Here is a 26,497-nt window from a genome sequence, read left to right on the forward strand (position 1 = left end):
CGGACATAATCGAGTCTGGAGAATACATATGTTGAAAAAAATAGCATTGGCTGCGGTTTTGGCAGTTGGTTCGACCGCTACATTTGCAGATAATGATGTCGGTTGTGGTATTGGTTCAGAAATTTGGGCTGGTCAGTCAGGTAAAGTCGCTAAAATCTTAGCGGGTACAACAAACGGTATTTTTGCTAACCAACTTTTTGGTATCACTTTTGGTACTTTAGGGTGTAGTGGTACAGGTACTGTGACTGCTCAGGCTGTAACATTTACAAACGAAAATGCTGAAGCCTTGGCGCGTGATATGGCAGTCGGTGAGGGTGAAAGTCTGAATGTCCTTGCTGAATTACTCAACATTCAATCTGGTGATAAAGCACGTTTCTTTGAAGTTTCTAAACAAAACTTTGCAAAAATCTATTCAGCTCAGAACCAAGATGCACTTCAAGTTTTAGCATCATTACAAGCTGTAATGGCAACTGATGACGTATTGAAAGCATACGTTTAATTGCACCATAAAACCCTGCCATTCGGCAGGGTTTTTCATATCTAAAAAAGAAGAATAGCTAGCACTGCATGAAATCTGTTGTCCTCCTCTCAAGCGTGCTATTCAGCACCACCATCTTTGCTCAAGCACCTAGCTCAGCAGAGTTTTATATTGAAAAAGCACAGCAGCTTAAGCTTGCCTCAAATGTAACTTGGCAACGTTTGATGTATGCCAATACTTCATCAGGACAAAGTGAAGTCACTTACCGTCCGTTCTTTTATAGTGCGCACGGACAAACTCAGCTCAAACAAGAGCTTGATGCCAATATTGCAGCACTCTTTATTCCAACCGAAGCTAATCAATCGATTCAATGTCGCTTTCCAGCCCGGTCAAAATGGCTCATAGGACAACTGAATATTGCATCAAACCAACTGCCTAAAGCCTCATGTCCTGAGCTGGATGAGTGGCTTGGGCAAATTAAGCCGTATAAGGCGACTTTAATTTATGCCACGGACTTTATGGGTAACCCCAGTTCGATGTTTGGGCATACCCTGTTAAGGCTCGATCCTAAAGACCAAAAACAGCTGAACTTAGTCTCTTATGCCGTGAATTACGCAGCGACAGTGGCCAATAGCGACAGCTTTTCTTTTGCATGGAAGGGCTTAACCGGGCAGTACCCTGGTGAGTACTCACTCATGCCGTACTATCGAAAAGTGAAAGAATATGGTGATTTGGAAAGCCGCGATTTGTGGGAGTACGAGTTAGCCCTGACGCCAGAAGAAACCAAAACCATGGTTGAGCATATTTGGGAACTCAAGCATGTGCAATTTCCTTACTATTTTATCAGTGATAACTGTGCCTATCGTTTACTGGGTTTAATTGATTTGGTACGGCCAGAGGTCAACCTACAAAAACAATTTAAAACCGCTGCGATTCCTGTTGAGACTATTAAGGCGGTCGATGAAAACCATCTAATTGCAGAAAGTGTTTACCGTCCAGCTTTAGAAACTCAATTGTTGGCACAAGCCAAACAACATGGTCAAGCTTTGGCAGCGGCTGCGCATCAGGTTGCGCAACTTGAACCTGCTCAAATGCAAGATTATTTGAATCGCTATGCTTTGGTGGATCAGGCACGTATTTTAGAAATGGCCTATGACCATGTATATTTACAGTTAATTGCACAAAAGATTGCGGCAGAAGACGCCCAACCGCGTATTCGACAACTGCTGGGTTTGCGGAGTCAGATTGACTTGGAAAAGCAGCGTCAAGTGGTCGAAGCACCAAAAGTAGATCCAGTAAAAGGCCACCATGCGCGAACTGTTCAGTTTGAAGCGGGTGAAGTACAAGGAGACTCTTATTTCCGACTGAGTCATCGTCAGGCCTATCATGACTTGATTGACCCGCAAGGCGGCTTTCGTTTGGGTACACAGCTTAAGTTTCTAGATGGTAGCGTCGAATATCGCGATGATCGACTAAAACTGCAAGAGCTGAATGTGCTGGAGGTCAATGCCTACAGTCCATTGACTGCTTTTAAAACACCATTAAGCTGGGGTTTTAACATGGGTTGGCAACAAGAAGCACTAAATCGAGATGGTGCATTTAGTGAACAGGATCAACACGGTGTATTCAATCTATCCAGTCAGTTTGGCTATAGTGTGGCAGATCAAGAGCATCAACATTTATGCTATGCACAATTGCAAAATCATATTCAAGCAGGCAAAGCTTTAGACCGAGGTTGGCGCGTGGGACTTGGGCCAACGGTAGGCTGCCAGAACATCTGGAGCGAACATATCAATAGTTTGGTACAGGTCGAGCTGCCATATTGGGAAGATAGCCATCAATGGCAAGTCAGACTGAATACTCAGCTGCAATATTTATTCAATCAGCAACATGCGTTGAGGCTTCATTGGCAGTATCAACAGCAAAAAGGAAAAGATTGGGATCAGACGGGTCTGAGTTATCTCCATTTCTTTTAGTTCGATCCTCTTTTCAAAGCCCCATTAATGGGGCTTTTTTTATGGAAGTCATTGCTGTTAAAACAACCAAACGCGAGCCTTACTTTTTATAAAGCGCTGAAAATAAAAGCTGATGGTGAAAATAAGTATTGAAATTTGTTATATTAATCACATAAATGTCTAGTAAGTCTCAAAAATATATAAATAGGTAAGTTTTATGAATGATGAATGCATGGCTAAATTGGCCGAGCAATGGGGGAAAATTTGCCAACATTATTCAGTGAATGATCACGTTAAAGCGCAAAATTTTATTCAGCAGCATTCGTCTGTATTGGTCAATGAATTTTATAGCAATATTGTCTTGGAGCCTGAGGCTGCAGATTTTTTTAAAGATGACATCATTCAACAACGTTTAAAAAACAGTTTAAACCAATGGCTCATTGAAAGTTTCGACGTGGCTGTGAATGAAGCTTATTATGCAGCAGTTGAAAAACAACAAAAAGTTGGGCAGGTACATGCGCGGGTGGGCATTCCTTCTTGGTTGATCATGCGCGGTATTCGTGAGATTGAAAACAAGATCTTGGAACTCTTGGCTGGACTTCCGCTAGAAAATAACCACCACATGCTGAGTTATATGCTGCAAATTATGGGTTTTGCGACAGAAATTATGTGCAGATCCTATGAAGCCAATACTGAGCGAAGCCACGAAGTTAAGCATAGCTATCGTTTATTTTCTGCAATGCAAGATGTCGCGGTACAAAAAGATAAGCAGCGTAGCATTTTGCTCGACTGGGAAAATGAGTTGATGTTCAAAGTCTTCTCCGAGCATCCACAGTTACAACACATTGCTTTGTCTAAGTCAGAATTTGGTCTATGGTTTGTGCATAAAGCAGCGTATGCCTTTACGGGTGCAGAGCAGGTGGAGACCATTATCAGGCTGATTCAACAGGTCGATACCCTCAATTTTGACGTGCTCGACTGTCAGGATCAGGCTCAGAAGGTAGAACGCATTCAAGAAATTCGTGACGTGAACCGACAGATTCAGCATTTGGTCGATCAACTGTTTCAAGTGACCGAATATATAGACTCAGGCAATGACTCACTGACTCAGCTGTTAAACCGTCGTTATTTAAGTACGATTGTGTCGCGTGAAATTAATTTTGCCCGTAAAAATGATGCTGCGTTGAGCCTACTAGCAATTGATGCGGATTATTTCAAACGTATCAACGATAAATATGGGCATACCGCAGGGGACTTGGCACTGCGTTTTATTGCTGAAGTCTTGTTAGATGTAGCGAAGGGTAGTGACTATGCCTTCCGTGTCGGTGGCGAAGAGTTCTTATTGCTGTTGGTCGACAGTGATCTCACGCGTGCTTTACAAATCGCTGAAACGATTCGCATGCGGATACAAGAAACCCCAATTCGTACCGCTCATGGGCAAAGTTTTAGTTTTACCGTCAGTATTGGCTGTACGGTTTATAATGGTCATCCTGACTATCAACGCTTTTTAGACACTGCCGATTCGGCACTCTATGCAGCCAAAAATAAAGGGCGTAACTGTATTCATGTGACTGAAAAAGTCCTGAGTGTTTAAATCTCAGACTTAAACACGAACTGTTCTAAGACGTTTCAAATCGGTTGTTGAGGTGCTTATACCTCAACAATCACATAGTATTTTTTTACAGCTTCAATCACTTCAAATGTGCCGATAAAACTCGGTGGAATAATTCCTGCCTGACCTGCTTTGACTTCAATGAAGTTTTGAGTGTGGGCATCATGAATACGGATGATCCCTTCTATCACTTGAAAAAATTCCTGTTTATTGTCGGAAAATTGAATATTCCATGAGCCAACTTCACAGTGCCAAATCCCGCAGCCCATGTGTGGGTGTTCATATAGACTATAGGTCTTGCGCTGTGGGTTGCCTTGGACCAAACGGTCTGGACGTGGAAAATCAATACTCTGTTCGCCTTGGGTCAAACCATGACCTGCTAACCAAATTGCTGACATTGCGTATTCCTCTAAACAAAAAATGAATCGTTCAATGATATATGCATAAAAAAAGCCCCAACAGTGGTTGAGGCTTTATGTTTCAATTAATAGCTTTCAGGGACTGCACTTAAAAACTCACGACGCTCTTCTTTATTGGTTTTAAAGTCACCAATAAAAGAAACCGTGCGAGTAGTTGATTCTTGCTTGCCGACGCCGCGCATCATCATGCACATATGTGCCGAATCAATCATGACCGCTACACCACGTGCACCCGTCACTTCTGCAACCGCTTCTGCAATCTGCTGCGTCAGATTTTCTTGAATCTGTAGACGACGCGCAAACATTTCGGTAATGCGTGCAAATTTAGAGAGTCCAAGGACGTTGCCTTCAGGTAAATACGCAATATGTACGCGACCATAGAAAGGCAATAAATGGTGTTCACAGAGTGAGTAAAATTCAATATTTTTAACCAGTACCATTTCACGGTTGTCCGATGGGAACACCGCATTATTGGTCACTTCTTCTAAGCTTTTGCTATAACCAGACGTTAAATACGAAAAAGCTTTAGCAGCACGCATAGGCGTATCGAGGAGACCTGGACGGGTTAGGTCTTCACCAACGGCAGTTAAGATGTTAGCGTAGGATTGCTGCATAGACATAAGACGTGTTCACTTACACTGATATTGAACAAGGACGGCATTGTAGCAGAAAACTATTCCAATGCCTTATTTTGGACAAAAATCCGATTACTGTTTAAACTTTGGGTTCTTTTCAGCACGTTTTAGCAACACTAAAACTGCACCTGTGCCACCTTGCTTCTCCGGCGCACTGACAAAAGCCAATACATCGCGGTGTTGACGCAGCCAACCATTCACATAGGTTTTTAAAATGGCTTCTGGGCCTTTGCCGTGTACAATTTTAATGACATTTTGATTTTCATCTTTGGCCATTTGAATGACTTGTAAAACTGCGACACGGGCTTCTTCAACGGTGCAACCATGCAAGTCGACTGCTTCAAACCAACGAATGTTACCCGCTTTTAAATCTTCAAATACTTTGTGTTGTAATGTAGCAATGCGATAACTGAGTGCAGCTTGGCTCGCTACAGGGTTGAGCATTGCTTGAGTATCGGACAGCTCAGTTGCATCTGTATGCATAGGGCCTTCAGCCGCTGCACGTTTTGCTAAAGTTTGCGCATCGATTTTTTTCTTTGGATTTTTTTCTATTTTGGCAATGTTCGCGGTCTCCATTTTTTGGACACCTTGCATTTGTTTTTGGAACAACGCGAAATCATCTTCTGGCTCGGGCGGAGCAACTTGAGCTTGGGCCTCAGACTGTTTGATGGCAGTCGAATGCGGGTTAGTGATTTGCTTTTTAAAGTCTTTCAGTAAATTAAACTGCTCTTTAGAAAGCGAGGAATCATGTTTGCTCATAAGGTCAGAGAAATACGCGAAATAAGGAATTAGGTGACAATTATAATCTGGTTTTGTTTTGATTTGAACTGAATTACTCTCATTAGGGAAGAGTAAAAGCCTGAACACAATATGGCATCTAATATATTGAATGGTGTGTAAAAGAATTATTGTTACAGATGCGCGTAAAACAGAAAAACCCAAGTAAACATACTATCTAGAACAGACAAATGATTTACTTGGGTTTGGACGGGACATAATTATTATGTCCTTAAGTGAGGACTCACTTAACTTGCACGTAAATTACTGAGAATTTTATCTAGTTTTTTGTCAATTTGACCGCGGTATACATCTGGTATGACACGTGAAATCTTAGTCAAAATTCGCAGTTGTGCGCCTGGAATGATCATAAACTGAGAAGAGAAAATACCGCTGTAAATTTCTTGACAAGCTTTTTCAACAGGCATACTACCACCCAACTGTTTTAATGCAGCTGTTACAGGTGAGCCATTTTTACGTTCTTCAGTCACCAGCGGCGTGTCTACTTCTGGTGGGCAAACCACGGCAACGTCAATTTTCTCACTACGCAGTTCCATGCGGAGTACTTCAGCCAAACCAATCACACCAAATTTAGATGCGCAGTAACCCGTATAACCATAGCAACCAACCAAGCCTGCAGCTGAAGCAATAAACACGATTTTAGGTGTTTTACCTTGCTGAACAGTTTGTTTTAAATAAGGTAAAGCAGCATGTGCAACGTTACGGCTACCGACAAGGTTAATATTAATTTGGCGTAAAAATTCTTCAGAACTCATGTCTTCAAAAGATTTCGCAATACTAATACCAGCAGAATTAATCAACAAGTCGGGCGTACCAAATGTAGCTACTGCTTCTGCAAATTTTGCATCTAGGGTGCTTTCGTTTTGCACATCGACTTCAAAACCGCAAACCGCTGGAGAACGTTTTTGTAAGTCACCAATCGCTTGTTCAATACCAGCATGGGCGAAAATACACACTTGGTAGTTATCTTTAAGTAATCGCTTGGTTAGTTCAAGCCCGATACCGCTACTACCACCTGTGATCCATGCTGTTTTCATATTCTTTTTCATCTCAATATCCTTATGAGTGTTTCGAGTTAGTTAAACGGATTCAACCGTTTTATTGTTGATAAGTACATCACCAAATTGTGTGCGGAGTTCTGCTTTCACAATTTTTCCTGTGCCATTGACTGGCAGTGCATCTACAAAAATGACTACGTCCGGAATCTGCCAGCGTGCAATTTTATTTTCAAAATAAGCTCGGGCTTCATCTTCAGTGAGTATTGAATTTTCCTGTTTTACTACAATTAAGATTGGACGCTCGTCCCACTTTGGATGACGTGCTGCAATTGCGGCAGCCATGCGAATTTCAGGATGTCCAACTGCAATATTTTCAATTTCAACCGAAGAAATCCATTCACCGCCTGATTTGATCAAATCTTTAGCACGGTCACAAATGGTCATATAGCCGTCTGCATTTAATGTTGCAATATCGCCTGTATCGAACCAACCATCTGCTGTGGTGGCACTTTTTTCTTGGTTGAAGTAATGATCAACAATCCAAGGCCCGCGGATTTGAAGATTACCTTGAGTATGACCATCGTTTGGTAAAGGATTTAGGCTATCGCCATCCACAATGCGAAGTTCAACACCAAAAGGTGGGCGACCTTGGGTTAAGCGTAGTTTTTCAAAGTCTTCAGTGCTTAAAGCTGAATGTTTTGCTTTAGGTTGGTTGATGGTGCCAAGCGGGCTGGTTTCAGACATACCCCATGCATGAATGGTGTCACAAGCGTAGTTATCTTTGAAATCACGAATAATCGACGGTGGGCACGCAGCGCCACCTACAACATTGCGGTTCATACTGTCTAAGGTTGTGCCGCGTTTTTTTGCAGCTGCAAGTAAACCTTGCCAGATGGTTGGGACACCTAAAGCGATGGTTACTTTATAGTCATCAATTAAGCTGGCTAAGCTATCACCATCCAGATTTGGCCCCGGAAGGACAATAGTACAACCTACCATTGCTGCTGAGTATGGAACGCCCCATGCATTCACATGAAACATTGGTACGACAGGCATCACGATATCTGATGCAGACAAGTTGAGTGAGTCTGGGAAACACGTTGCCATGCTGTGTAATAGTGTTGAGCGGTGACTATAAAGTACGCCTTTCGGATTACCTGTTGTGCCTGAGGTGTAGCATAAAGAACTAGGTGTTTCTTCGTTAAACTGTGGCCACTCAAATTTATGAGATTGATCTTGAATTAATTCATCATAGAAAATTACATCGGGTAGAGCAGCTGCAACTTTTTCGTCACGTGTGCCATAACAGATAAATTTCTCAACGGTTGGGACTTTACCTTGAATCGCTTGGATTAATGGTAAGAAGGTTGAATCAAAGAAAATGGCTTTATCTTGAGCATCATTAATGATAAAGATGAGTTGCTCAGGAAACAGTCGAGGGTTAATTGTATGGCAAACATAACCACTACCTGAAACAGCATACCATGTCTCTAAATGTCGATGGTTGTTCCATGCAATAGTCGCTAGACGATCACCTTGTTGTAGATAAAAAGAAGTGAAAGCATTTGCTAAGCGTTTAGAATTTTGCTGAACTTGTAGCCAATTAGTCGTTGTAATTTGACCATTCACTTCACGTGAAATAATTGAGGTATCAGAGTGGTACTTTGCTGCATGCTCGATTAAATTACTAATCAACAAAGATTGATGCATCATTTTGCCAAACATTTCATTCATCCTTGGAAGCCGTTTTTTTAATATATAAGGACTCTTAGGGTTTACTAAAAGTCCTCAAGGTCTGAGCTTATTTGTCGTTAAATGCGACTTCTGCACCTGGCTTAATATAGCTTGGCAATTTTTGACCAGTTTGTTGCGATACAGCAATTAATGTACGCTCAATCCAGCCTGCATCCATAATGAACATGAGTGAATCGTCATCATTTAGATTCACGTTGGCCCCTTCAACAATGATGAAGCCTTCAGCACCTTCAGGGGTTGATAAGGTATGGATAGAACCAGCTGGTTCGAATAAATAGCTACCGGCAGTTTGAACATCTTCAGGATATTCAACATAATGCCATGAACCAGCAGTTGTGTAGAAATGTACAACACCTGTGTGGAAGTGGCGTGGCATTACAACGCCAGCATCAAAACGAGCGTAGATAATCCATTTACCATTGTCAGGATCTAAAAAGCATGGTGTAACATGCACGCCTGGCAAAGCATTTTGAATTTCACCTTCTTTGATGTTGATAGTTAATAAACGATCTTGATGTTTAATAGATTGTGCAATACTCATGACAAACTCCTTGTATGTCGTTATTTCAGAATGCGATACCATGTATGGGTATCTAATGTTTCCATGTCTTCGAGCATAACAATGTTTGAATGAATACAAACCACTCGAAAGAATGGATTTAGAATTGTTTGAGAATTGTGCGAATGAATAGTTTAAAATATATATTTGAAATCATGATTTTGATTCAATATCACATTGTGTCATAGCCAGCCCTCTACTAATTTATAGGCGCTTGGAGTATTGAATAAGCATAAGATTATGGTTGAACATGATTTTGTGAGTAATGCAAATTTCAGGGAAGTGAAGTTTGCGAATGTAGTTGAATAAAAAAGATTGGATGAGTAAAAATGCAAGTGTTGAAGACTAAACTTAGTCGTCCGAGCATGATGAATGACAGGGCAATGCAACGTCCTTTGTTGTTAAGTCAGATGGTAGAGCATTGTCAGTCTTCTCTAGTATTTATTCATGCTGCAGCGGGTTATGGAAAAACCACGTTGATGTATCAACTAAGTGAAGCACTATTAGCTCAAACTAAACAAGTAAGCTGGTTAACTATAGATAGTGATGACAACGATCCCATTCGACTATATCAGTATTTACGTTTGGCACTTTTGGGATCAAATGCATTGTATGCGGTTGCACATGGGCAGATTTATAAGCAAAACATTATTGAATTAACTCAGAAAGTAGCAGAAATTGAAGCCGACATCGTTTTATTTATTGATGAATTAGATGCGTTGGAAAACCAAGAGTGTTTAGATATTGTTTGGTGGTTATATCAGTATTTACCTAGTAACTGTCATTTGGTGATTTCTTCACGGATCAAACCCAATTGGAGTTTTACTAAAGAATATTTATCAGGTCGTTTAAAGTGGGTGACTGAAGCTCATCTCAGTATTAAGCCACAAGAAAGTAGGGAGCTCATTCAATTTTTGCATCAGCAAAACTTTGATGACATTACCCTAACAACAGAATTAGCTGAACAACTGATTGATAAAACTGAAGGTTGGCTTACAGGAATTCAACTCACCAACTTATATTTGAAGAATTACCATGATGCTGCATCCGTTATTCAAAGTTTAAGTGGTGTGCATACGCAGATAGTCGACTATCTGAGTGAACAAGTCTTTGCGCAGCTTCCACCAAGTGTCCAAATATTTTTATTACACATGAGCGTGCTGAAAAAAGTCAATTTGCCCTTGGTGCAAGCAGTGACAGAGCACCCACACGCACAGAGCTTTTTGGGCGAGATTCAACAACGTGGTTTATTTATTTTAGCCATCGACGAGCAACATTATTGGTACCGTGTACATCATTTGTTTCGTGAGTTCTTGGAAAACCGATTTAAAGCGACTGACATAAAACAGTATGAGCAAGCACACCACAGAGCCGCGCTTTGGTATCAAACACAAGGTTTCCTAATGGAAGCTATCTATCATGCGCAGCAAGCACATGATCAAGTTATGGTACTAAGGTTACTCGAAGATGTGAGCCGAGAATTGGTTTTAGATGGTCGTGTCTATACTTTACTTGAGCTGGTGAAGCAGATACCTGAAGATGACCTTGGAGAGCATTTTCACTTACTGTACGATACGATTTGGGTCTGCTTATTGACCCATCAAACTGAGCTTGCGAATCATTATATTCAGCTGTGGGATACAGTTAAATCGAGTGATAACTTGAGATTACATGATGATCAGCACGGGCTTGCTCCAATGCTTGCATTGCTCGAAGATGAATTACCTAAAGCCTATACGCTAGCACAGAAAAACTTACTGAAACTACCTGAAACAGCATATTTTACCCGAGGTCCTTTGATTGGTATTGGAGTGTTGTACCACATTTGTTTAGGGCACATTGCTGAAGCAAGAAAACTGTTGATTCAAACCCGAGCAACATATGTACAAGGTTATAATGCATACGGCTTAATTTTTACTGACTGCATAGATGCTACCTGCGAACGTTTAATGGGTAATTTAAGTTTAGCCGAAGAAAAGTTTAATCAAATTGGTAAAGGGCCTGATTATCAAAAGCTTAAAATAGATCAAGATAACCAAATTGCTGTTGATGCGATTACCAGCAGTTTGAAAGCTGATTTGTATTATGAAATGAACAAAATCGATTTGGCTGAACAGGCTCTAGAAAGCTTTAATGGTGGCGCACAACTGGTCATTCCAGACATGGTGATTATTGGCTATGTTTTACAGTTTAAATTGGCACATTTACGTGGTGATATTACCGCAAAACAATCTTGCCTCACTCAGTCACAAATTAAGACTACCGACTGGTCAATTCCACGATTGGCTCAGACCGTGCAACAGGTTTATGAGCATCAAATCTTGTTAGATCAGATATCTCCGGGCACTGAGCATGATTTGGATTGTGCTGCAGATATTCTAGACTCAGCACCAGTAAAAAATATCACTAATCTGCTCATTGGTGATGACTTACTTATTTACCGAGAACTGATTTTATGTGGAAAAATAGAGCAGGCCTTGCATGGGTTGAAACAAGAAGCTCAGCAATGCAAAGTCTATCCTTTACGCCAAATTCGTATTCAGCTTTTACAAGCTTTAGCATTTTATCATTTTGATCAACAGCAACTGGGATTAGATTATTTGCAAAAGGCTTTGGTTGCTTTGATGCCGACTCAGGCAGTGCGGATAGTTCTAGATGAAGACCCTTTAATTTGGGATATGTTAAGTCATTTAAGTCAACATTTAAGTCGACAGAAGCAAAAGCATACAGTTGTATTATTGGATTATATTCAACAACTTCAAAAGCTTAATCAAGTTGAAGACAGCGATGACGTTTTGATCGGTAGTTCTGGCATTGAGGCCTTATCAAAACGTGAAATACAAATTTTAGAAAAATTAAGCCGCGGTTGTACCGATGCTGAAATATCTGAGTCAATCTTTTTGTCCATCAATACGGTGAAATGGCATCTACGTAAAATTTATAACAAGTTGCAAGTTCGTTCTCGAATGGAAGCGGTGAATGAAGCCAAGAAACAGGGTTTAATTGAGTAATTTAAGATTGAATAATTTTTTATGTGTTGCTGTTTAACGAGATCTTCAACAGCTTTTTTGAAAGGATATATCGCACAGTATTCAGGGCAAGGGCATGCCTTACCCTGAATATGCCATTAAAGTGATTTAGGTGTTCCAAACAGCTCAGTAAAGGCGTGGTCTGGACGCGGCTGCTTCATAAAACTTTCACCGACCAAGAAAGCATGAATTTCATGCTCTTGCATCATTGCCACATCTGCAGGGGTCGCAATCCCACTTTCCGTGACCAGTAGACGAGATGGTTCAAGTAGTTTTTTCAGACGAATCGAAGTGTTTAAGTCCACATCAAAGGTTTTTAAGTTGCGGTTATTGACACCCAATACGCAACGCTCAGATAGACGTAAAGCACGTTCAAGTTCTGCTTCATCGTGTACTTCAACCAAGACATCTAAATTCTGCTCAAAAGCCGTTTTAGACATTTCTTCGAGTTGTTGATCTGACAAGCATGCCACAATCAGAAGAATACAGTCGGCATGTAAAGCACGTGCTTCAATCACCCCATAAGGGTCAATCAGAAAGTCTTTGCGTAATGCAGGCAGGGCACAGTGAGAACGTGCAATTTGAATATTCTCATTGGCACCTTGGAAAAAATCGACATCGGTTAAAACCGATAAACATGCTGCACCTGCAGCTTCGTATTGCTGCGCGATTTCAGCAGGATCAAAGTTTTCACGAATGATGCCTTTAGATGGTGATGCTTTCTTAATTTCAGCGATCACACCCGGTTGTTTGCTCAGTAAAGACTTTGCAAAACCACGTACAGGAGTTGCCTCAAGTGCCCATTCTTCCACATCTTTATAGCTACGTTGTTTGAGGCGTGCAGCAAACTCTTCCTGCTTGCGATCCACAATTTTGCCTAAAATCGTATTTGCGATATCTACCATGACAAAATCCTGTCTATCAAGCGTCGTATTGTTTAAGGGTTTTGCTGAATTCAGCAAGGATGCTCATCTTTTCTAAAGCTTGTCCGCCGTAGATGATGTCATGTGCTAAAGCCACGCCTTGTTTATAACTGGTACAAAGTCCAGAGACATACAGACCGGCACCTGCATTTAAAGCAATCATATTGGCTGCTTTTTCGCCTTTATCAGATTTGTTTTTACCTAAGGCATCTTTAATTAGGCTTAAACTTTCAGCAGAATCTTGAATGATTAAACCCGTTAAAGTTTGCGATTCGATCCCAACATCTTCAGGTTGAATCTCCCATTCGGTGACTTCGCCATTTTTGAGTTCAGCCACATAGGTGCTTGATGCAAGGCTAATTTCATCTAAACCATCTTTAGAATGAACCACCATGACATGTTCAGCCCCCAGTTGTTTCATCACTTCTGCAATAGGACGGCATAATTCAGTCGAAAACACCCCAATCACTAGACGTTTTACTCCAGCCGGATTCGTAAGCGGGCCAAGTAAATTAAAAATACTGCGAATGCCTAATTCACGACGCGGGCCTACCGCATACTTCATCGCTTTGTGATGATTCGGGGCAAACAAGAAACCGACACCCATTTCACGAATACAACGTTCAGTTTGTTGCATGTTTAAGTCAAGTTGGATGCCTGCTTGCTCTAACAAGTCCGAGGAACCCGATTTGGTTGAAACACCACGGTTACCATGTTTAGCAATGGTTGCACCTGCCGCTGCAATAACAAAAGCAGATGCAGTCGAGACGTTAAATAAGTTCTGACCATCACCACCTGTACCGACGATGTCGACTAAATAAGGCACATCACTGACATCAATTTTGATGGCAAACTCGCGCATGACACGAGCCGCTGCGGTAATTTCATCAATACTTTCACCTTTTAAGCGAAGACCCATCATCAGTGCACCAATTTGGGCATCTGTTGCTTCACCATTCATGATGGTGCGCATGACGTCTTCCATTTGCGGCTGCGTCAACTCAATGTTTTTAGTGATGTTATTTAAAGCTTGTTGCATATTCATTTTTCACTGCACTCATTTATGCGTAAATTTCTAAAAAGTTCTTAAAGATTTGATGGCCATGCTGACTCAAGATTGATTCTGGGTGAAATTGCACGCCTTCAACGGCAAGCGTCTTATGCTTTACACCCATGATTTCTTCAATTGAGCCATCTGCTTCATTGGTCCAGCAAGTCACTTCTAAGCATTCAGGCAAGCTTTCTTGATCAATCACCAGTGAGTGATAACGCGTTGCTGAAAACGGAGAAGGGAGGTTGCTAAAAATGCCTTTATTCGAGTGGTGCATGTCAGACAAACGCCCATGCATCACTTTTTTGGCACGAATGATTTCGCCGCCAAAAGCCTGACCAATGGCCTGATGTCCTAAGCACACCCCTAATAATGGAATTTTTCCAGCAAAATGCTGAATGGCTGGAATGGAAATTCCTGCTTCCGAAGGTGAGCATGGGCCAGGGCCAATCACAAGATACTTAGGTTGCCATCGCTCAATATCCTCCAATGTCACGGCATCATTACGTACTACTTTTACTTCTTGATTTAACTCGCCAAAATACTGGACGATGTTGTAGGTAAAAGAGTCATAGTTGTCGATCATTAAAAGCATGAGCTTAACCTATTGAAATTTATGCACATAAATGTGCTTGAAGAGTCCCGTAGTATTCGTGCGATTACATTATAAAGCTATAAGTAAATTATTTTTCTCATTCAATGACTTGAATGGAGGCACAAAACCGAAATTATCATAGCAAAAAATACACAGCTAGGGCGCGACATTTTTTTTCGGACCTAAAAATTACAATGGGTTTTGTTACTAACTGATATAGAGTTTATGAATATCTCAGATTCAAATCCTAACGAGAAACCTCGTGGACTATGTGTAAATGTTATGAAGCATGCACATTCAAGGAATATAAAAGAATATCTCTTAATGCCGTGAGCCAAAAACTCCCCTAATGTCACCAAAACAGAGCATATTTTTTTTGCTTGCTCACCTCTGAGATGTCGGCTTTATATTTAGTTTGCAAGGAGAGGTTTTTTGTTTTTTAAAAATCAAATAAAAACAGTTAATTACGCTGCTTATATTTGATTTCAGGTATATCGCTCGCCGTGATATGAGGTGTGGAAGTCAAATCAAGGCGAAAATAACAGCTTAAAAAGCGATCTAATTTATAAAAAACGGGTGTAAATCGACCCGTGATATTTAAAAATGCACCATTATGATCCACACTCAAAATCTTTTAGATTAAATGTGAAGAAGCGTGCTTGAATATGGTGCATTTACTTTTTAGCTCAGTATAATAGAGCCAAAGCAAACAGCTTAAAACTGTTATTCTGATAATGAATTCAATATTTTAGCTAAGCTTTTTAAAGTTGGTACGGTAATTGCTTTAGAACAACCAACTACTAACACGCACTAAAGAGTGCAACAAAAATTCATCGGAGCAAAATGAGCATGGCGAACAAGGTCCTACAACTCATCCAAGAAAGTGGCGCAAAATGGGTCGATTTCCGTTTTACGGATACTAAGGGTAAAGAACAACACGTAACTTACCCAGCAGATACTATCGACGAAGATACTTTTGAAGACGGTAAAATGTTTGATGGTTCTTCTATTGCTGGTTGGAAAGGCATTGAAGCATCTGACATGATCTTACGCCCAGATGCTGCAACTGGTTTTATCGACCCGTTCTTCGCTGAGCCTACAGTAGTTGTTACTTGTGACGTTATTGAGCCATCAACAGGTCAAGGTTACGACCGTGACCCGCGTTCGATTGCTCGCCGTGCTGAAGAATACCTAAAATCGACAGGTATTGGTGATACTGCATTCTTTGGTCCAGAACCAGAATTCTTCGTATTTGACGAAGTAAAATGGGAAATCGATATGTCTGGCGCGCGCCATACATTGATTGCTGAAGAAGCTGCTTGGTCAACAAACAAAGACTACGAAGGCGGAAACTCTGGTCACCGTCCACGTGTTAAAGGTGGTTACTTCCCAGTTCCTCCAGTTGACTCTTCACATGACATGCGTGCTGATATGTGTGCGCGTATTGAAGACATCATGGGTCCAGGTCGTGTAGAAGTACACCACCACGAAGTTGCATCTTGCCAATTAGAAATTGGTGTAAGTTTCAACACAATGGTTCGTAAAGCAGACGAAGTACAACAGTTCAAATATGCGGTTTGGAACGTTGCGCACCAATATGCAAAAACTGCGACTTTCATGCCTAAGCCAATGGTTGGTGATAATGGTTCTGGTATGCACGTTCACATGTCAATCTCTAAAGATGGCAAGAACTTGTTTGCTGGTGATGAATACGCTGGTCTTTCAGAAATGGCGCTTTACTTCATCGGTGGTGTAATCAAACACGCTCGTGCATTGAACGCAATTACGAACCCTTCTACAAACTCGTACAAGCGTTTAGTTCCACACTTCGAAGCGCCGATTATGTTGGCTTACTCAGCACGTAACCGTTCTGCTTCTATCCGTATTCCTTACGTTTCTAGCCCTAAAGGCAAACGTATCGAAGCTCGCTTCCCAGATCCAATGATGAACCCGTACTTAGGTTTTGCTGCATTGTTAATGGCGGGTCTTGACGGTATCCAAAACAAGATTCACCCAGGTGAAGCAGCTGATAAAAACTTATACGACCTTCCTCCTGAAGAAGAAGCGAAAATCCCTACAGTTGCGCACAGCCTAGATATGGCTCTTGAAGCGCTTCAAGCGGATCATGAGTTCCTTCTTAAAGGTGGTGTATTCACTAAAGAAATGCTTGATGCATATATCGAACTTAAAACTGAAGAAGTGCGTCGTTTGAACACGACAACTCACCCAGTTGAATTTGATATGTACTACAGCTTGTAATTCTGAACTGAATTTCACTGTAAAAAACCCGCGCTAGTCGCGGGTTTTTTGTATCATCTGTTTAACTTGAAAAAAATTGATGAGAGCAATGGCACAGCGTAAGAAGCACACCAGTTTTTATCCTTGGATTGACCCTAAAGATAACGACAAAGGTTTTAAGCTAAATTTTTCGATGGTGACTTATATCGAAGTTGGTCGCACCCCTGAAGGTTATAAGCATGCAGAATTTGTTGCATTGAAAAGCCCAGAGTTAGCACTGGATTATGATTATCCTCAAAGTTTTTATTTGAGTGCTGAAGGTTTTATTTTGGTGAAAACTCCGCAAGGTAAATTTGAAACAATTGCAAAAACAGATAATTGCTAAAGTTTTATTTTACAATTGAATAAATTCTTCATAACTCAAAAAGCGTTTAAGCGCACAGTAAATCAATGGTACAGGTAGGCTTATGCAGCAGATTCCCGCTGAACTGAAAACATGGTTATATGCTTCAGGTTCACTTACTCAGCAACTGACTGATTTGGCTGATGGGGCGTTTAGGGTTCAACCGACCAAAGAACATTTTCAGCGTCTTCAGTTTATCGATGCAAAATGGATGGGCATGCCGTTTCAGCATACGTCATGGGTACGAGAAAGTTTTTTATATGGCAGTGATGCAGAGCCTTGGGTTAAAGCCAAAAGCATTTTCCCGATCTTAAGTTTGCAAGGCCGCGCACGGCTTTTTAAACATATTGGTAAAAAACCGATTGGTTGGTTCTTGTTTCAGCGCACCAATCCAGCATGTGAGCGTCGTGTGATTTGGCTAGAAGATGGCTGGACTAGACAGAGCTGTTATACTTGGCACGGCTGCAAGTTTATTGTTCAAGAAACCTTTTTGGCGAGTTTTGAGCAATTTTTGCAAAAGCAGAATTCAGCATCTGAAGGACAGTTATGACAACTGCACATCAAATTACTTGGCGTGAACGTTTAGAAGCCTATTATTATTTATGTCGTTTTGATAAGCCTGTTGGCACAGAATTGGTGTTCTGGCCTACCATGTGGGCACTATGGATTGCAGCAGAGGGCATACCGCCCATTGGTATTCTGATTCCGATGGTACTTGGCACGATATTTATGCGTGCGGCTGGGTGTGCAATTAATGATTTTGCTGATCGTAAAGTCGATGCGCATGTAGAGCGCACTAAAACGCGGCCTTTAGCAACAGGGATTATCACGGCCAAAGAAGCCATTTATGTGTTTCTAGCTTTAGTCTTTGCTAGTGCTTGTATGTTGTTATTTCTACCGATTGAAACATTCTATTGTGCTTTAGGTGGGCTTTTTCTCGCATTTATATATCCTTTTATGAAGCGCTATACCCATTTGCCTCAGGTTGTTTTAGGTATGGCTTTTTCGTGGGGAATTCCGATGTCATTTACGGCTATGGGTAAACCATTAGATTTAACCTGTTGGTTGCTGTATTTCGGCAATCTGGCTTGGACTGTGGCATACGATACTCAATATGCGATTACCGACCGTGAATATGATTTAAAAATTGGGGTGAAGTCGACAGCCATTTTATTCGGTCGTTTTGATATTCAAATCATTGCACTTTTACAGGCGATGAGTGTCGTTTTGATCGGTGCGGCGCTTTACCTTGAAAATTTATTGATGCCATTGGGTTTAATCGCATTGCTTGTAGTCGTGGCTGATTTTATTTATCAATGGTCCAAAACCAAAGACAAAGATCCACAGCGTTGTTTTTGGGCATTCCGTCACAATCGTTGGGTGGGACTTCTTATCTTTACTGGAATCTTTTTAGAATTAATTATTTAAAGTGATTGTTTGGTTGAAAAGCGTCCTATACAGGGCGCTTTTTTTATGTCTTAATAAAACGGCATGTAGTTTCATGTTTAAAAAAACAACGAATAAAAGGATATTTTATGAAACGCTCGAAAATAGCATTAGCCCTTACAGTTGCTGTTTCAATGCTGTCTTTAACTGCTTGTAATGACGATGATGATTCGCCCGCTTCAAACCAACAGCCCACTTATCTGTCGGAAGGGAATTATTCTTTAGATACAGTCGAGAATAGTTCATCGATTAAAGTCATGACTTATAACATGACGAATGTGCAGGGGAAGACAGCGACCGCAACGGCAATGGTTTTATTTCCACAGGTAGCTCGACCTAAAGATGGTTATCGTGTTGTGGTATGGGAGCATGGAACGGTCGGAGGCGGAGATGATTGTGCACCAAGTAAAAATGTGATTCATCCACGCTTTAAAATTTTAGCGAATACATTATTGGCTGCAGGCTATGTCATTGTTGCTCCAGATTATGAAGGCCTAGGTACATCAGGTGTACATCCTTATTTGAATTTGTCGAGCCAAGCTAATTCTGCCATTGCAGCCGTCAAGGCTGCCAAAGAGCATTATGGTACCCAGTTAAATGGAGCATGGATGTCGATTGGCCAATCACAAGGTGGACATGCATCATTGGGTACAGCGGAGTTTGCTAATACAGATACGACTTATAAAGGAGCTGTGGCTGGTGCACCTGCATCCAGTTTAGGACAAATTATTCAAATTTATCTCGATCCGCAGATGAATCTTGATGCCAATAATCAGCCTAAAGGACTCAATCGATTAGATGAGCAATTGCAACAAGTCCGTGGTGCTGTTGCAGGGGGACTGATTCCGCCAGAGCAAGGCCAAGCACTGATTGATCAGATAGCAGATGGTTATGCTGAGCTCTTGGCTTATGCAGCACTCACAAGCTCGGGTATTAAAGCATATCAGCCTGATTATGATTTAAAGAATATCTTTACCCCTGGCGCTGCTGAAATTGCGGAAAGTGCTTATGGACGTACAGGAGATGATGGTGCATGTTTAGGTTATCCAGCACCGAATAGTGCAAATGGCTTACAAGAACAATTTAAAGCGGGTGTTGTAGAGTTCTTGGCAGATCCAACACACTGGACTTCACAGTATGGTGTTGATTTAAATAAAATTAAAACAGATCCAGTGGTTCAGAAATTCTTGGCAGATAATCAACCAGCAACCAATGCCACTGCTGCGAAGGTGATTAAAACTCCTGTATTTATTATTCAAGGTGCGAATGATCAAGCAGTACTACCTGTAGTAACGCAAGCGTTATATGCAAATATGAAAGCAAAAGCGACCACATACTTCCCGCAAAATGGATATGCTGATGGTTATAAACTAACTATTGTACCGAAGGCGACGCATACGCAGGCAATCGTATGTCAAAATAAGGAGGCTGTAGATTTTATTCAGACCTATATGTCTGCGGGTACGGGTATTGTACTAACTGATGCACAAAAAGATGCTAGCACCAATGAAAACTGTACAGGTATAGCACCGACATAAAATTAACCATTTAAACTGAAGACAGAGCCTCATGATTGAGGCTCTTTTTTTGTTATAGTATTGGCCCATCAAAATCTAGATATTGGAAATAGGCTGGCTATGACGAAATCAACTCAAAAACTAACGCCGAAAGTGATGTTTTTGGCGAGTCTTGGTATTGTGATTCCATTGCTTATTTTAGGGATTGCTTTTTTAGCGGTAAAAAGCGATGCAAAAAACCAAGCGGAATATCAGCGTATTAAAGAAGAACAACAGCAGCGTATTCAAGAAAAATTGGCTGCCGAAAAGCAATTCACACAGCAGGAAGCGAGCAGCGCGGTCTCAAAATAATTCAAGCACGCATCGCAGGCGTGATACCAATGTGTTTATGCAGTTGGCGAATGCTTGGAATTTCTGTAAAACGCAGAACGATGTAACCTGCTTCATTGAGCATGGCATCACGTTCTGCATCTTCTTGTTCTTTGCCGATGTGGGAAGGATCATCGAGTTCAATAATCACCACGACCGCTAATTGTTCATCTAATAAAACGAAATCGGTGACTTTACGGTTAAATTTGGCCCGTATTTTATAGTGGTCACTGGTAATCAGTGAGCTAAATGAAACTTGAGCTAGAACATGATGGCGTGGGAAGGCTTCTTTTAAGCGAATAAACATTTTACGTTCAAACGGCGTAATGACATGTTTGGCATAATACTTTTGTTTACGGCGAAACAGGTCAGGGTAGACCATCATCACTAGTGTAATAGTGGCAAAGCAGCCGATGATAAAAAAGATGATTTGACTCAGATTGAACACAATATTTTCTAGCGCAAAGAAAAAACCCACTCGCATGGAGTGGGTTTTTAGAATTTTGGCTCTCCAACCTGGGCTCGAACCAGGGACCTGCGGATTAACAGTCCGTCGCTCTACCGACTGAGCTATTGGAGAATCTGCACGCATTCTATGTGGCAAAGATAAAAGGGTCAAGTCTTTGGCCTGATATTTTTATATAATCTGCTTTAAATGATTTAAAAACAAACGGTTTAGCTTTTATTGGTGCGATTTGATTCAGCCAGAGACTTTTCATGAAGATGTTTTTGGGATATTCAAGCTGAGAAGGGCCTGTATGGAAAGCTGCTTTGGAGTGATTTTGAGAGATTGGTTTTACTTATGGGGGAATGTCGTTTTTATAGGTAGAAAAAAGCCCAAGTCATAATGCTTGGGCTTTTTAAAATTTGGCTCTCCAACCTGGGCTCGAACCAGGGACCTGCGGATTAACAGTCCGTCGCTCTACCGACTGAGCTATTGGAGAATCTGAAATGCAGTATAGAGAAAATTACACATCGGTCAAGTTACAATGTTAAAAAAAGTCGAATTTTAGATTAAATGTTTTTTTTATAATCAGTTTGATATGTCATAGCTGTATAACAGAATGATATAGAGTGTGAATCAAAACAATGAGCGATAAAAAAAGCCCAAGTCGTGATGCTTGGGCTTTTTAGAATCTTGGCTCTTCCACCTGGGCTCGAACCAGGGACCTGCGGATTAACAGTCCGTCGCTCTACCGACTGAGCTATGGAAGAATAGTGGCTCTCCAACCTGGGCTCGAACCAGGGACCTGCGGATTAACAGTCCGTCGCTCTACCGACTGAGCTATTGGAGAATCTGATGCGCATTTTAGGGAGGAAAGGAAAATGGGTCAAGCAAAAAATATTGAGAAATGAATTGTTTGCTTTATAAATATGCGTTTAGGCAGCAAAAACAAAAAAACCGCTCAAAAAGAGCGGTTTTTTAAACAAGATGAATCTTATTTTTCAACGCCAGCAGCTTGACCTGCATATTTCGCGTTTGCATAATCCCAGTTTACAAGGCTTTCAAGGAAAGTTTTGATGTAAACAGGACGCGCATTGCGGAAGTCGATGTAGTAAGCATGTTCCCAAACGTCAATGGTTAACACTGCAACTTTACCGTGTGCAAGTGGAGTGTCTGCATTTGAAGTTTTAAGGATAGAAAGGTTACCATTTACTTCGTCAGCAACTAACCAAGCCCAACCTGAACCGAATTGAGTTGTTGCAGCAGCAGCAAATTCTTCAGCGAATTTTTCGTAAGAACCGAATGCTTCATCAATTTTAGCTGCTAAAGCACCTGTTGCTTTACCACCACCGTTTTTAGCCATACAGTTCCAGTAGAATGTGTGGTTCCAAACTTGTGCTGCGTTATTGAAGATACCTGCTTTAGATGCATCACCAGCAGAAGCTGTGATGATTTCTTCTAAAGTTTTGCCTTCAAGGTCAGTACCCTTGATTAGGTTGTTTAGGTTAACAACATAAGTATTGTGGTGTTTGTCGTGGTGGAATTCTAAAGTTTCTTTGCTGATGTGTGGAGCAAGATCTTCGTAGCCATATGGAAGTGCAGGTAAAGTAATGGTTGTCATGTTTCATTCCTTGCAGATTTGCTGGGTTTTACTTTAAGTGCATTTATTGTAAATGATTCTATAGACAATAGGGCAGTCTTTTAATACACAAAATATGCAAAAAATTTCGCAAGGAGACATATACGATACACAAGATATCGTTAGAGTCTTTTGTACAGAATGTGTTCATTTTAAAAGACTCTAAGCTCTAGATGGATTGAGGTGTGTAATTAATTTTTAGTCTGCAACGCAGCATGGTAACGGCGATTTACTTCATCCCAATCGACCACATTATAAAAGGCATTGATATATTCAGGACGGCGGTTTTGGTATTTTAGATAATACGCATGTTCCCATACATCTAAACCGAGAATAGGGGTATGACCGTGCATAAGAGGGGAATCCTGATTTGCACTGCTTTCAACAATCAGGTTGCGTTCAGGTGTCACACTCAGCCATGCCCAACCACTGCCAAAACGGCTAATCGCGGCTTTGGTAAATGCATCTTTAAAAGCATCAAAACCACCGAGTTGCTCATCAATAGCCTTTGCCACAGCTCCAGTCGGTTGGCCACCACCTTGTGGACTCATGACCGTCCAAAACAGTGAGTGGTTGGCATGACCACCTGCATTATTGATCACCATATTTTTAAGATCAGTAGGGACTTCATTGACTTTGGCAACCAAATCTTCCACAGACAGTTTCTCCCATTCTGTGCCTGCAATCGCGCCATTAATGTTATTGATGTAGGTTTGATGGTGTTTACTGTGGTGAATTTCCATCGTTTTCGTATCAATATTGGGTTCGAGTGCATCATAGGCATAAGGAAGAGCGGGTAAAGAATAAGCCATGTTTTTGATTCCTTTAATCATCAAAGTTTGTTTTATTGGGAGTTTTTAAAGCAGTTTTATTATCCACTTAATTATTAATGAGAATCAATATTTTTATTATTTGCGATATTGGAGCGCAGCGTAGCAATTTATATTGTTCGTATTGGGTTGAACGTTCAGCAGGTATAACAAAGATCAAATGCAAAGCGTTTTTGAACTGATGCTATGTTTTGATTTAAAAAGATGAAAGGCTAGGAATAATATTTTAGAAATTAATCATTTGCTGAAATGGAAGTGATGTCGAATGCCATGCGATGTAAGCGCATTGAAAGGACTGGGATGAAAATAGTCTCATCCCAGTAATTGCTTAGATCGGGTTATTTAACTCGAAATAAACATATTCAATATCAAATTGTTCTGAAATGGCTTGACCTAATCGCTGCACGCCATAGCGTTCAGTCGCATGATGTCCGCAAGCAAAATAATGTACGCCTAATTCTTTGGCTTCATAGAAGGTACGTTCACTGACTTCGCCTGAAATATAGGCATCACAGCCTTGTTCAGCGGCTTTTACAATAAAATCTTGAGCACCACCGGTACAAAAACCAACTTTTTCAATCATGGTCTTGTCCGCAGGAAGATGGGTGACATCAAACTTTAATTTCTCAGATACAAACTTTTTAAACTCTTCCACAGGCATGGGCTGTTTTAAATAACCAATATTGCCAATAGGATGACGCTCAGATGGATCAAGTGCTTCAATACGTTCCAGTTTGAGCAAATCTGCAATCGCTGCATTATTTCCAAGACTCGGATGGCTGTCGAGGGGGAGGTGATATGCCAACAAAGAAATGTCATGTTGGATCAGACTCTTGATCCGTTTACCGCGCATACCTGTGATGGGGTAGGCTTCACCTTTCCAAAAATAACCATGATGCACCAGTAAAAGATCCGCATTTTCTCGTATCGCAGCATCTATGGCATCTTGCGATGCTGTCACAGCAGCTAAAATTTTACGCACTTCGGTCTTTCCTTCAATTTGAAGGCCATTCGGTGCATAGTCCTTAAACTCAGGTGATTTGAGGGTTTGATCACACCACTGAATAATGTCTTGTAATTTTGCCATATCGACTTAAAAACTCTTTTAAATTGATTACATCGGAACCTATTGTTTATTGTAACTAAAGCATGACAAAACTCTTGCTTATTTTTGTGCTTCGGCTTGAATTTCGCTTTACAATAGGCATAAATTACTTAGTCATCAATGAATTAAAACATTTTAGAGGGTGAAATCGTGCGCAGGACCTTTTCCTGGTTACCTTGGGTATTACTCATTTTAGTCATTGCTGGATTTTTTGCTTGGCAGCAGTATCAAAAGCCAAAAGCGCCTGTGGCGTCGGATGGTATTAAGATGCCTGCTGAAAAGGTTGAGCCTTTAATTAACACCACGCGTACCGGTGGGGTGGTTTCTTATAGTGCCGCCGTGAAAGTGGCTGCGCCAGCAGTAGTGAATATTTTTACCACGCAAAAAGTCAAACAACTTGACCATCCATTACTCAATGATCCTGCGTTCCGTGAATTTTTTGGCAATCAAATTCCAGATCAGTTTAGCCAAAATAAAAATGAAAACAGTTTGGGTTCAGGTGTGATTGTTCGCCCTGATGGTTATATTTTGACGAATAATCATGTGATTGCTCAAGCCGATCAAATTGTTGTGGCATTACAAGATGGCCGTCGTGCAGTGGCAAAAGTGATTGGTACCGACCCCGATACTGATTTGGCTGTGATTAAAATTGAGCTGGCGAACCTGCCTGTTTTACCTTTTAAGCTCAGTGGCAACGAAGTGGGTGATGTGGTCTTGGCCATTGGTAACCCATTTGGTGTGGGACAAACGGTGACGCAGGGTATTATATCTGCTACAGGGCGCTCTGACCTAGGTATTAACACTTATGAAGACTTCATTCAAACCGATGCTGCGATTAATCCCGGCAACTCTGGCGGTGCTTTGATTGATGTTGCGGGTAATTTAATTGGGGTTAATACTGCGATTTTCTCTCAGTCAGGTGGGTCTCTAGGCATTGGTTTCGCCATTCCTGCAAGAATTTGCCAACAAGTACTGAACTCCATTCTTAAAGATGGTCGTGTGGTGCGTGGTTGGCTAGGTATCAGTTTATTGCCTGTTGAACAAGTCAATATCTTAGAGCCTAAAGGGCCAGGTGTGGTTGTTGCAGACGTGTTAAAAACTGGGCCTGCTGCAAAAGCTGGTTTAATGAAAGGCGACAAGATTGTGAAAGTGAATGATGAAGTGATTACTTCAACCTCACATTTGATTAATTTTGTGGCTTTACAACCGCCAAATAGCACCATTCAGATTTCACTTGAGCGCGAAGGTAAACCTTTAGATGTTGCTGTGGTTGTTGGGGAAAGAAAAGAGCAAAATCAGGACTCTCAATTTATTCCATTACCTGAATAAGACTAAAAAACGTAAATAAAAAATGCCTCTTTATAGAGGCATTTTTTATGAGTAGATGATTTACAGTGTGAATATTAAATGCAGAGCATGATCAATAAAAACCCTGTGCATTTTAAATGCCTCAGATTGGTAAATGATGATCTCAGTTTTAGTCGAAAATCAAAGCTCACTTATTTTTAGATATTGCCCAATGGCATCAAGCATTCATAACGCGATGAACTTATTCGTGTGGAGGTATAGGTCGAAGTTAAAAGAAGGCGTGTGATTGAGGATGCATTGTACAGCCTCTCATTACGCTTTTTATTTAACATAGATGATAGGTTTTACTTATTTGGAAATGTTGAGCCTAACTTTTAGGAAAACCATTGC

The 26,497-nt window shown here is 41.0% G+C and carries 24 protein-coding genes and 4 tRNA genes; 11 read left to right on the top strand and 17 right to left on the bottom strand.

The features are described 5' to 3' along the window. Nucleotides 1–28 precede the first annotated feature (28 nt). From JZ787_RS05095 to JZ787_RS05105, 3 genes are all read left to right on the top strand, one after another. Nucleotides 29–499, top strand: coding sequence for a DUF3015 family protein (locus JZ787_RS05095; protein ID WP_346311821.1), 471 nt, complete (start codon nucleotides 29–31; stop codon nucleotides 497–499). 68 nt (nucleotides 500–567) lie between these two features. Then, nucleotides 568–2,454, top strand: coding sequence for a DUF4105 domain-containing protein (locus JZ787_RS05100; protein WP_346311822.1), 1,887 nt, complete (start codon nucleotides 568–570; stop codon nucleotides 2,452–2,454). A 196-nt stretch (nucleotides 2,455–2,650) separates the two neighbouring features. After that, on the top strand, nucleotides 2,651–4,027 hold the full coding sequence (locus JZ787_RS05105) for a diguanylate cyclase (RefSeq protein ID WP_234964692.1): 1,377 nt from the start codon (nucleotides 2,651–2,653) through the stop codon (nucleotides 4,025–4,027). A 56-nt stretch (nucleotides 4,028–4,083) separates the two neighbouring features. On the opposite strand, the gene JZ787_RS05110 is transcribed toward JZ787_RS05105, so the two are convergent. From JZ787_RS05110 to JZ787_RS05135, 6 genes are all read right to left on the bottom strand, one after another. After that, a complete protein-coding gene (locus JZ787_RS05110; RefSeq protein ID WP_279735427.1) occupies nucleotides 4,084–4,443 on the bottom strand; it encodes a cupin domain-containing protein in 360 nt (119 codons plus the stop codon). 86 nt (nucleotides 4,444–4,529) lie between these two features. Next, nucleotides 4,530–5,078: a GTP cyclohydrolase I FolE gene (gene folE, locus JZ787_RS05115; RefSeq protein WP_171054237.1), complete on the bottom strand. Its 549-nt coding sequence runs from the start codon at nucleotides 5,076–5,078 to the stop codon at nucleotides 4,530–4,532. Nucleotides 5,079–5,171: 93 nt separating this feature from the next. After that, the gene (locus JZ787_RS05120) at nucleotides 5,172–5,858 is read right to left on the bottom strand and encodes a Smr/MutS family protein (protein WP_004695682.1); all 687 of its coding nucleotides are present in this window, start codon (nucleotides 5,856–5,858) and stop codon (nucleotides 5,172–5,174) included. 266 nt (nucleotides 5,859–6,124) lie between these two features. Beyond that, nucleotides 6,125–6,946 carry an SDR family NAD(P)-dependent oxidoreductase gene (locus JZ787_RS05125; protein ID WP_234964691.1) on the bottom strand — a complete coding sequence of 274 codons (822 nt, stop codon included), beginning with the start codon at nucleotides 6,944–6,946 and terminating at the stop codon, nucleotides 6,125–6,127. Between the two features lie 30 nt (nucleotides 6,947–6,976). After that, nucleotides 6,977–8,620 carry a long-chain fatty acid--CoA ligase gene (locus tag JZ787_RS05130; RefSeq protein ID WP_346311823.1) on the bottom strand — a complete coding sequence of 548 codons (1,644 nt, stop codon included), beginning with the start codon at nucleotides 8,618–8,620 and terminating at the stop codon, nucleotides 6,977–6,979. A 76-nt stretch (nucleotides 8,621–8,696) separates the two neighbouring features. Then, nucleotides 8,697–9,191, bottom strand: a complete 495-nt coding sequence (locus JZ787_RS05135; RefSeq protein ID WP_168158110.1) for a 2,4'-dihydroxyacetophenone dioxygenase family protein — start codon at nucleotides 9,189–9,191, stop codon at nucleotides 8,697–8,699. A gap of 347 nt (nucleotides 9,192–9,538) precedes the next feature. Here JZ787_RS05135 and JZ787_RS05140 point away from each other — a divergent pair, with 347 nt between their 5' ends. Further along, the gene (locus JZ787_RS05140) at nucleotides 9,539–12,220 is read left to right on the top strand and encodes a LuxR C-terminal-related transcriptional regulator (protein ID WP_346311824.1); all 2,682 of its coding nucleotides are present in this window, start codon (nucleotides 9,539–9,541) and stop codon (nucleotides 12,218–12,220) included. Nucleotides 12,221–12,336: 116 nt separating this feature from the next. On the opposite strand, the gene trpC is transcribed toward JZ787_RS05140, so the two are convergent. From trpC to JZ787_RS05155, 3 genes are read right to left on the bottom strand one after another with little or no spacing between them, the layout of a single operon-like run. Continuing rightward, complete coding sequence (trpC, locus tag JZ787_RS05145) at nucleotides 12,337–13,143, bottom strand: indole-3-glycerol phosphate synthase TrpC (RefSeq protein ID WP_346311825.1); 807 nt, start codon at nucleotides 13,141–13,143, stop codon at nucleotides 12,337–12,339. Nucleotides 13,144–13,159: 16 nt separating this feature from the next. After that, nucleotides 13,160–14,206: an anthranilate phosphoribosyltransferase gene (gene trpD, locus JZ787_RS05150; protein WP_005400478.1), complete on the bottom strand. Its 1,047-nt coding sequence runs from the start codon at nucleotides 14,204–14,206 to the stop codon at nucleotides 13,160–13,162. 16 nt (nucleotides 14,207–14,222) lie between these two features. Then, a complete protein-coding gene (locus JZ787_RS05155) occupies nucleotides 14,223–14,807 on the bottom strand; it encodes an aminodeoxychorismate/anthranilate synthase component II (protein WP_005400479.1) in 585 nt (194 codons plus the stop codon). 843 nt (nucleotides 14,808–15,650) lie between these two features. Between JZ787_RS05155 and glnA the strand changes: the two genes are divergently transcribed. The 6 genes from glnA (at nucleotide 15,651) to JZ787_RS05185 (ending at nucleotide 20,762) form a co-directional block, all read left to right on the top strand. Continuing rightward, nucleotides 15,651–17,066, top strand: coding sequence for a type I glutamate--ammonia ligase (glnA, locus tag JZ787_RS05160; protein WP_005400480.1), 1,416 nt, complete (start codon nucleotides 15,651–15,653; stop codon nucleotides 17,064–17,066). 88 nt (nucleotides 17,067–17,154) lie between these two features. Then, nucleotides 17,155–17,430, top strand: coding sequence for a hypothetical protein (locus JZ787_RS05165; protein WP_346311826.1), 276 nt, complete (start codon nucleotides 17,155–17,157; stop codon nucleotides 17,428–17,430). An 82-nt stretch (nucleotides 17,431–17,512) separates the two neighbouring features. Next, complete coding sequence (locus tag JZ787_RS05170; protein ID WP_234964688.1) at nucleotides 17,513–17,998, top strand: chorismate lyase; 486 nt, start codon at nucleotides 17,513–17,515, stop codon at nucleotides 17,996–17,998. Continuing rightward, the gene (ubiA, locus tag JZ787_RS05175; RefSeq protein WP_346311827.1) at nucleotides 17,995–18,876 is read left to right on the top strand and encodes a 4-hydroxybenzoate octaprenyltransferase; all 882 of its coding nucleotides are present in this window, start codon (nucleotides 17,995–17,997) and stop codon (nucleotides 18,874–18,876) included. The genes JZ787_RS05170 and ubiA overlap by 4 nt, the downstream gene beginning before the upstream one ends. Before the next feature lie 107 nt (nucleotides 18,877–18,983). Further along, entirely contained in the window at nucleotides 18,984–20,432 is a 1,449-nt protein-coding gene (locus JZ787_RS05180; RefSeq protein ID WP_346311828.1) for an alpha/beta hydrolase, read from the top strand. 99 nt (nucleotides 20,433–20,531) lie between these two features. Further along, nucleotides 20,532–20,762, top strand: a complete 231-nt coding sequence (locus JZ787_RS05185; protein WP_039890041.1) for a hypothetical protein — start codon at nucleotides 20,532–20,534, stop codon at nucleotides 20,760–20,762. A 1-nt stretch (nucleotide 20,763) separates the two neighbouring features. Here JZ787_RS05185 and JZ787_RS05190 read toward each other — a convergent pair whose 3' ends face one another. From JZ787_RS05190 to JZ787_RS05225, 8 genes are all read right to left on the bottom strand, one after another. Further along, nucleotides 20,764–21,264, bottom strand: a complete 501-nt coding sequence (locus tag JZ787_RS05190; RefSeq protein WP_346311829.1) for a DUF2726 domain-containing protein — start codon at nucleotides 21,262–21,264, stop codon at nucleotides 20,764–20,766. 20 nt (nucleotides 21,265–21,284) lie between these two features. Then, a tRNA-Asn gene (locus JZ787_RS05195) sits at nucleotides 21,285–21,360 on the bottom strand. A gap of 288 nt (nucleotides 21,361–21,648) precedes the next feature. Next, nucleotides 21,649–21,724, bottom strand: a tRNA-Asn gene (locus tag JZ787_RS05200). Between the two features lie 195 nt (nucleotides 21,725–21,919). Beyond that, a tRNA-Asn gene (locus tag JZ787_RS05205) sits at nucleotides 21,920–21,995 on the bottom strand. 4 nt (nucleotides 21,996–21,999) lie between these two features. Then, nucleotides 22,000–22,075: transfer RNA gene (locus tag JZ787_RS05210), tRNA-Asn, on the bottom strand. A gap of 144 nt (nucleotides 22,076–22,219) precedes the next feature. Continuing rightward, a complete protein-coding gene (locus JZ787_RS05215) occupies nucleotides 22,220–22,846 on the bottom strand; it encodes a superoxide dismutase (protein WP_010327236.1) in 627 nt (208 codons plus the stop codon). 209 nt (nucleotides 22,847–23,055) lie between these two features. Continuing rightward, on the bottom strand, nucleotides 23,056–23,676 hold the full coding sequence (locus JZ787_RS05220; protein WP_346311830.1) for a superoxide dismutase: 621 nt from the start codon (nucleotides 23,674–23,676) through the stop codon (nucleotides 23,056–23,058). A 346-nt stretch (nucleotides 23,677–24,022) separates the two neighbouring features. After that, nucleotides 24,023–24,781 carry a Nif3-like dinuclear metal center hexameric protein gene (locus JZ787_RS05225; RefSeq protein ID WP_168158099.1) on the bottom strand — a complete coding sequence of 253 codons (759 nt, stop codon included), beginning with the start codon at nucleotides 24,779–24,781 and terminating at the stop codon, nucleotides 24,023–24,025. 168 nt (nucleotides 24,782–24,949) lie between these two features. Here JZ787_RS05225 and JZ787_RS05230 point away from each other — a divergent pair, with 168 nt between their 5' ends. Further along, nucleotides 24,950–26,128 (top strand): trypsin-like peptidase domain-containing protein, encoded by a 1,179-nt coding sequence (locus JZ787_RS05230; protein WP_218288982.1) that lies wholly within the window; start codon nucleotides 24,950–24,952, stop codon nucleotides 26,126–26,128. Nucleotides 26,129–26,497: the final 369 nt, after the last annotated feature.

It is taken from the genome of Acinetobacter sp. BWR-L5 (genome assembly GCF_039655985.1).
In the GTDB taxonomy this organism is placed as follows: domain Bacteria; phylum Pseudomonadota; class Gammaproteobacteria; order Pseudomonadales; family Moraxellaceae; genus Acinetobacter; species Acinetobacter johnsonii.

Bases quoted from the DNA above. Each gene is read 5' to 3' on its own strand.
- JZ787_RS05095 (WP_346311821.1), top strand. From the start codon at position 29: ATGTTGAAAAAAATAGCATTGGCTGCGGTTTTGGCAGTTGGTTCGACC.
- JZ787_RS05100 (WP_346311822.1), top strand. From the start codon at position 568: ATGAAATCTGTTGTCCTCCTCTCAAGCGTGCTATTCAGCACCACCATC.
- JZ787_RS05105 (WP_234964692.1), top strand. From the start codon at position 2,651: ATGAATGATGAATGCATGGCTAAATTGGCCGAGCAATGGGGGAAAATT.
- JZ787_RS05110 (WP_279735427.1), bottom strand. From the start codon at position 4,443: ATGTCAGCAATTTGGTTAGCAGGTCATGGTTTGACCCAAGGCGAACAG.
- folE (WP_171054237.1), bottom strand. From the start codon at position 5,078: ATGCAGCAATCCTACGCTAACATCTTAACTGCCGTTGGTGAAGACCTA.
- JZ787_RS05120 (WP_004695682.1), bottom strand. From the start codon at position 5,858: ATGAGCAAACATGATTCCTCGCTTTCTAAAGAGCAGTTTAATTTACTG.
- JZ787_RS05125 (WP_234964691.1), bottom strand. From the start codon at position 6,946: ATGAAAAAGAATATGAAAACAGCATGGATCACAGGTGGTAGTAGCGGT.
- JZ787_RS05130 (WP_346311823.1), bottom strand. From the start codon at position 8,620: ATGTTTGGCAAAATGATGCATCAATCTTTGTTGATTAGTAATTTAATC.
- JZ787_RS05135 (WP_168158110.1), bottom strand. From the start codon at position 9,191: ATGAGTATTGCACAATCTATTAAACATCAAGATCGTTTATTAACTATC.
- JZ787_RS05140 (WP_346311824.1), top strand. From the start codon at position 9,539: ATGCAAGTGTTGAAGACTAAACTTAGTCGTCCGAGCATGATGAATGAC.
- trpC (WP_346311825.1), bottom strand. From the start codon at position 13,143: ATGGTAGATATCGCAAATACGATTTTAGGCAAAATTGTGGATCGCAAG.
- trpD (WP_005400478.1), bottom strand. From the start codon at position 14,206: ATGAATATGCAACAAGCTTTAAATAACATCACTAAAAACATTGAGTTG.
- JZ787_RS05155 (WP_005400479.1), bottom strand. From the start codon at position 14,807: ATGCTTTTAATGATCGACAACTATGACTCTTTTACCTACAACATCGTC.
- glnA (WP_005400480.1), top strand. From the start codon at position 15,651: ATGAGCATGGCGAACAAGGTCCTACAACTCATCCAAGAAAGTGGCGCA.
- JZ787_RS05165 (WP_346311826.1), top strand. From the start codon at position 17,155: ATGGCACAGCGTAAGAAGCACACCAGTTTTTATCCTTGGATTGACCCT.
- JZ787_RS05170 (WP_234964688.1), top strand. From the start codon at position 17,513: ATGCAGCAGATTCCCGCTGAACTGAAAACATGGTTATATGCTTCAGGT.
- ubiA (WP_346311827.1), top strand. From the start codon at position 17,995: ATGACAACTGCACATCAAATTACTTGGCGTGAACGTTTAGAAGCCTAT.
- JZ787_RS05180 (WP_346311828.1), top strand. From the start codon at position 18,984: ATGAAACGCTCGAAAATAGCATTAGCCCTTACAGTTGCTGTTTCAATG.
- JZ787_RS05185 (WP_039890041.1), top strand. From the start codon at position 20,532: ATGACGAAATCAACTCAAAAACTAACGCCGAAAGTGATGTTTTTGGCG.
- JZ787_RS05190 (WP_346311829.1), bottom strand. From the start codon at position 21,264: ATGCGAGTGGGTTTTTTCTTTGCGCTAGAAAATATTGTGTTCAATCTG.
- JZ787_RS05215 (WP_010327236.1), bottom strand. From the start codon at position 22,846: ATGACAACCATTACTTTACCTGCACTTCCATATGGCTACGAAGATCTT.
- JZ787_RS05220 (WP_346311830.1), bottom strand. From the start codon at position 23,676: ATGGCTTATTCTTTACCCGCTCTTCCTTATGCCTATGATGCACTCGAA.
- JZ787_RS05225 (WP_168158099.1), bottom strand. From the start codon at position 24,781: ATGGCAAAATTACAAGACATTATTCAGTGGTGTGATCAAACCCTCAAA.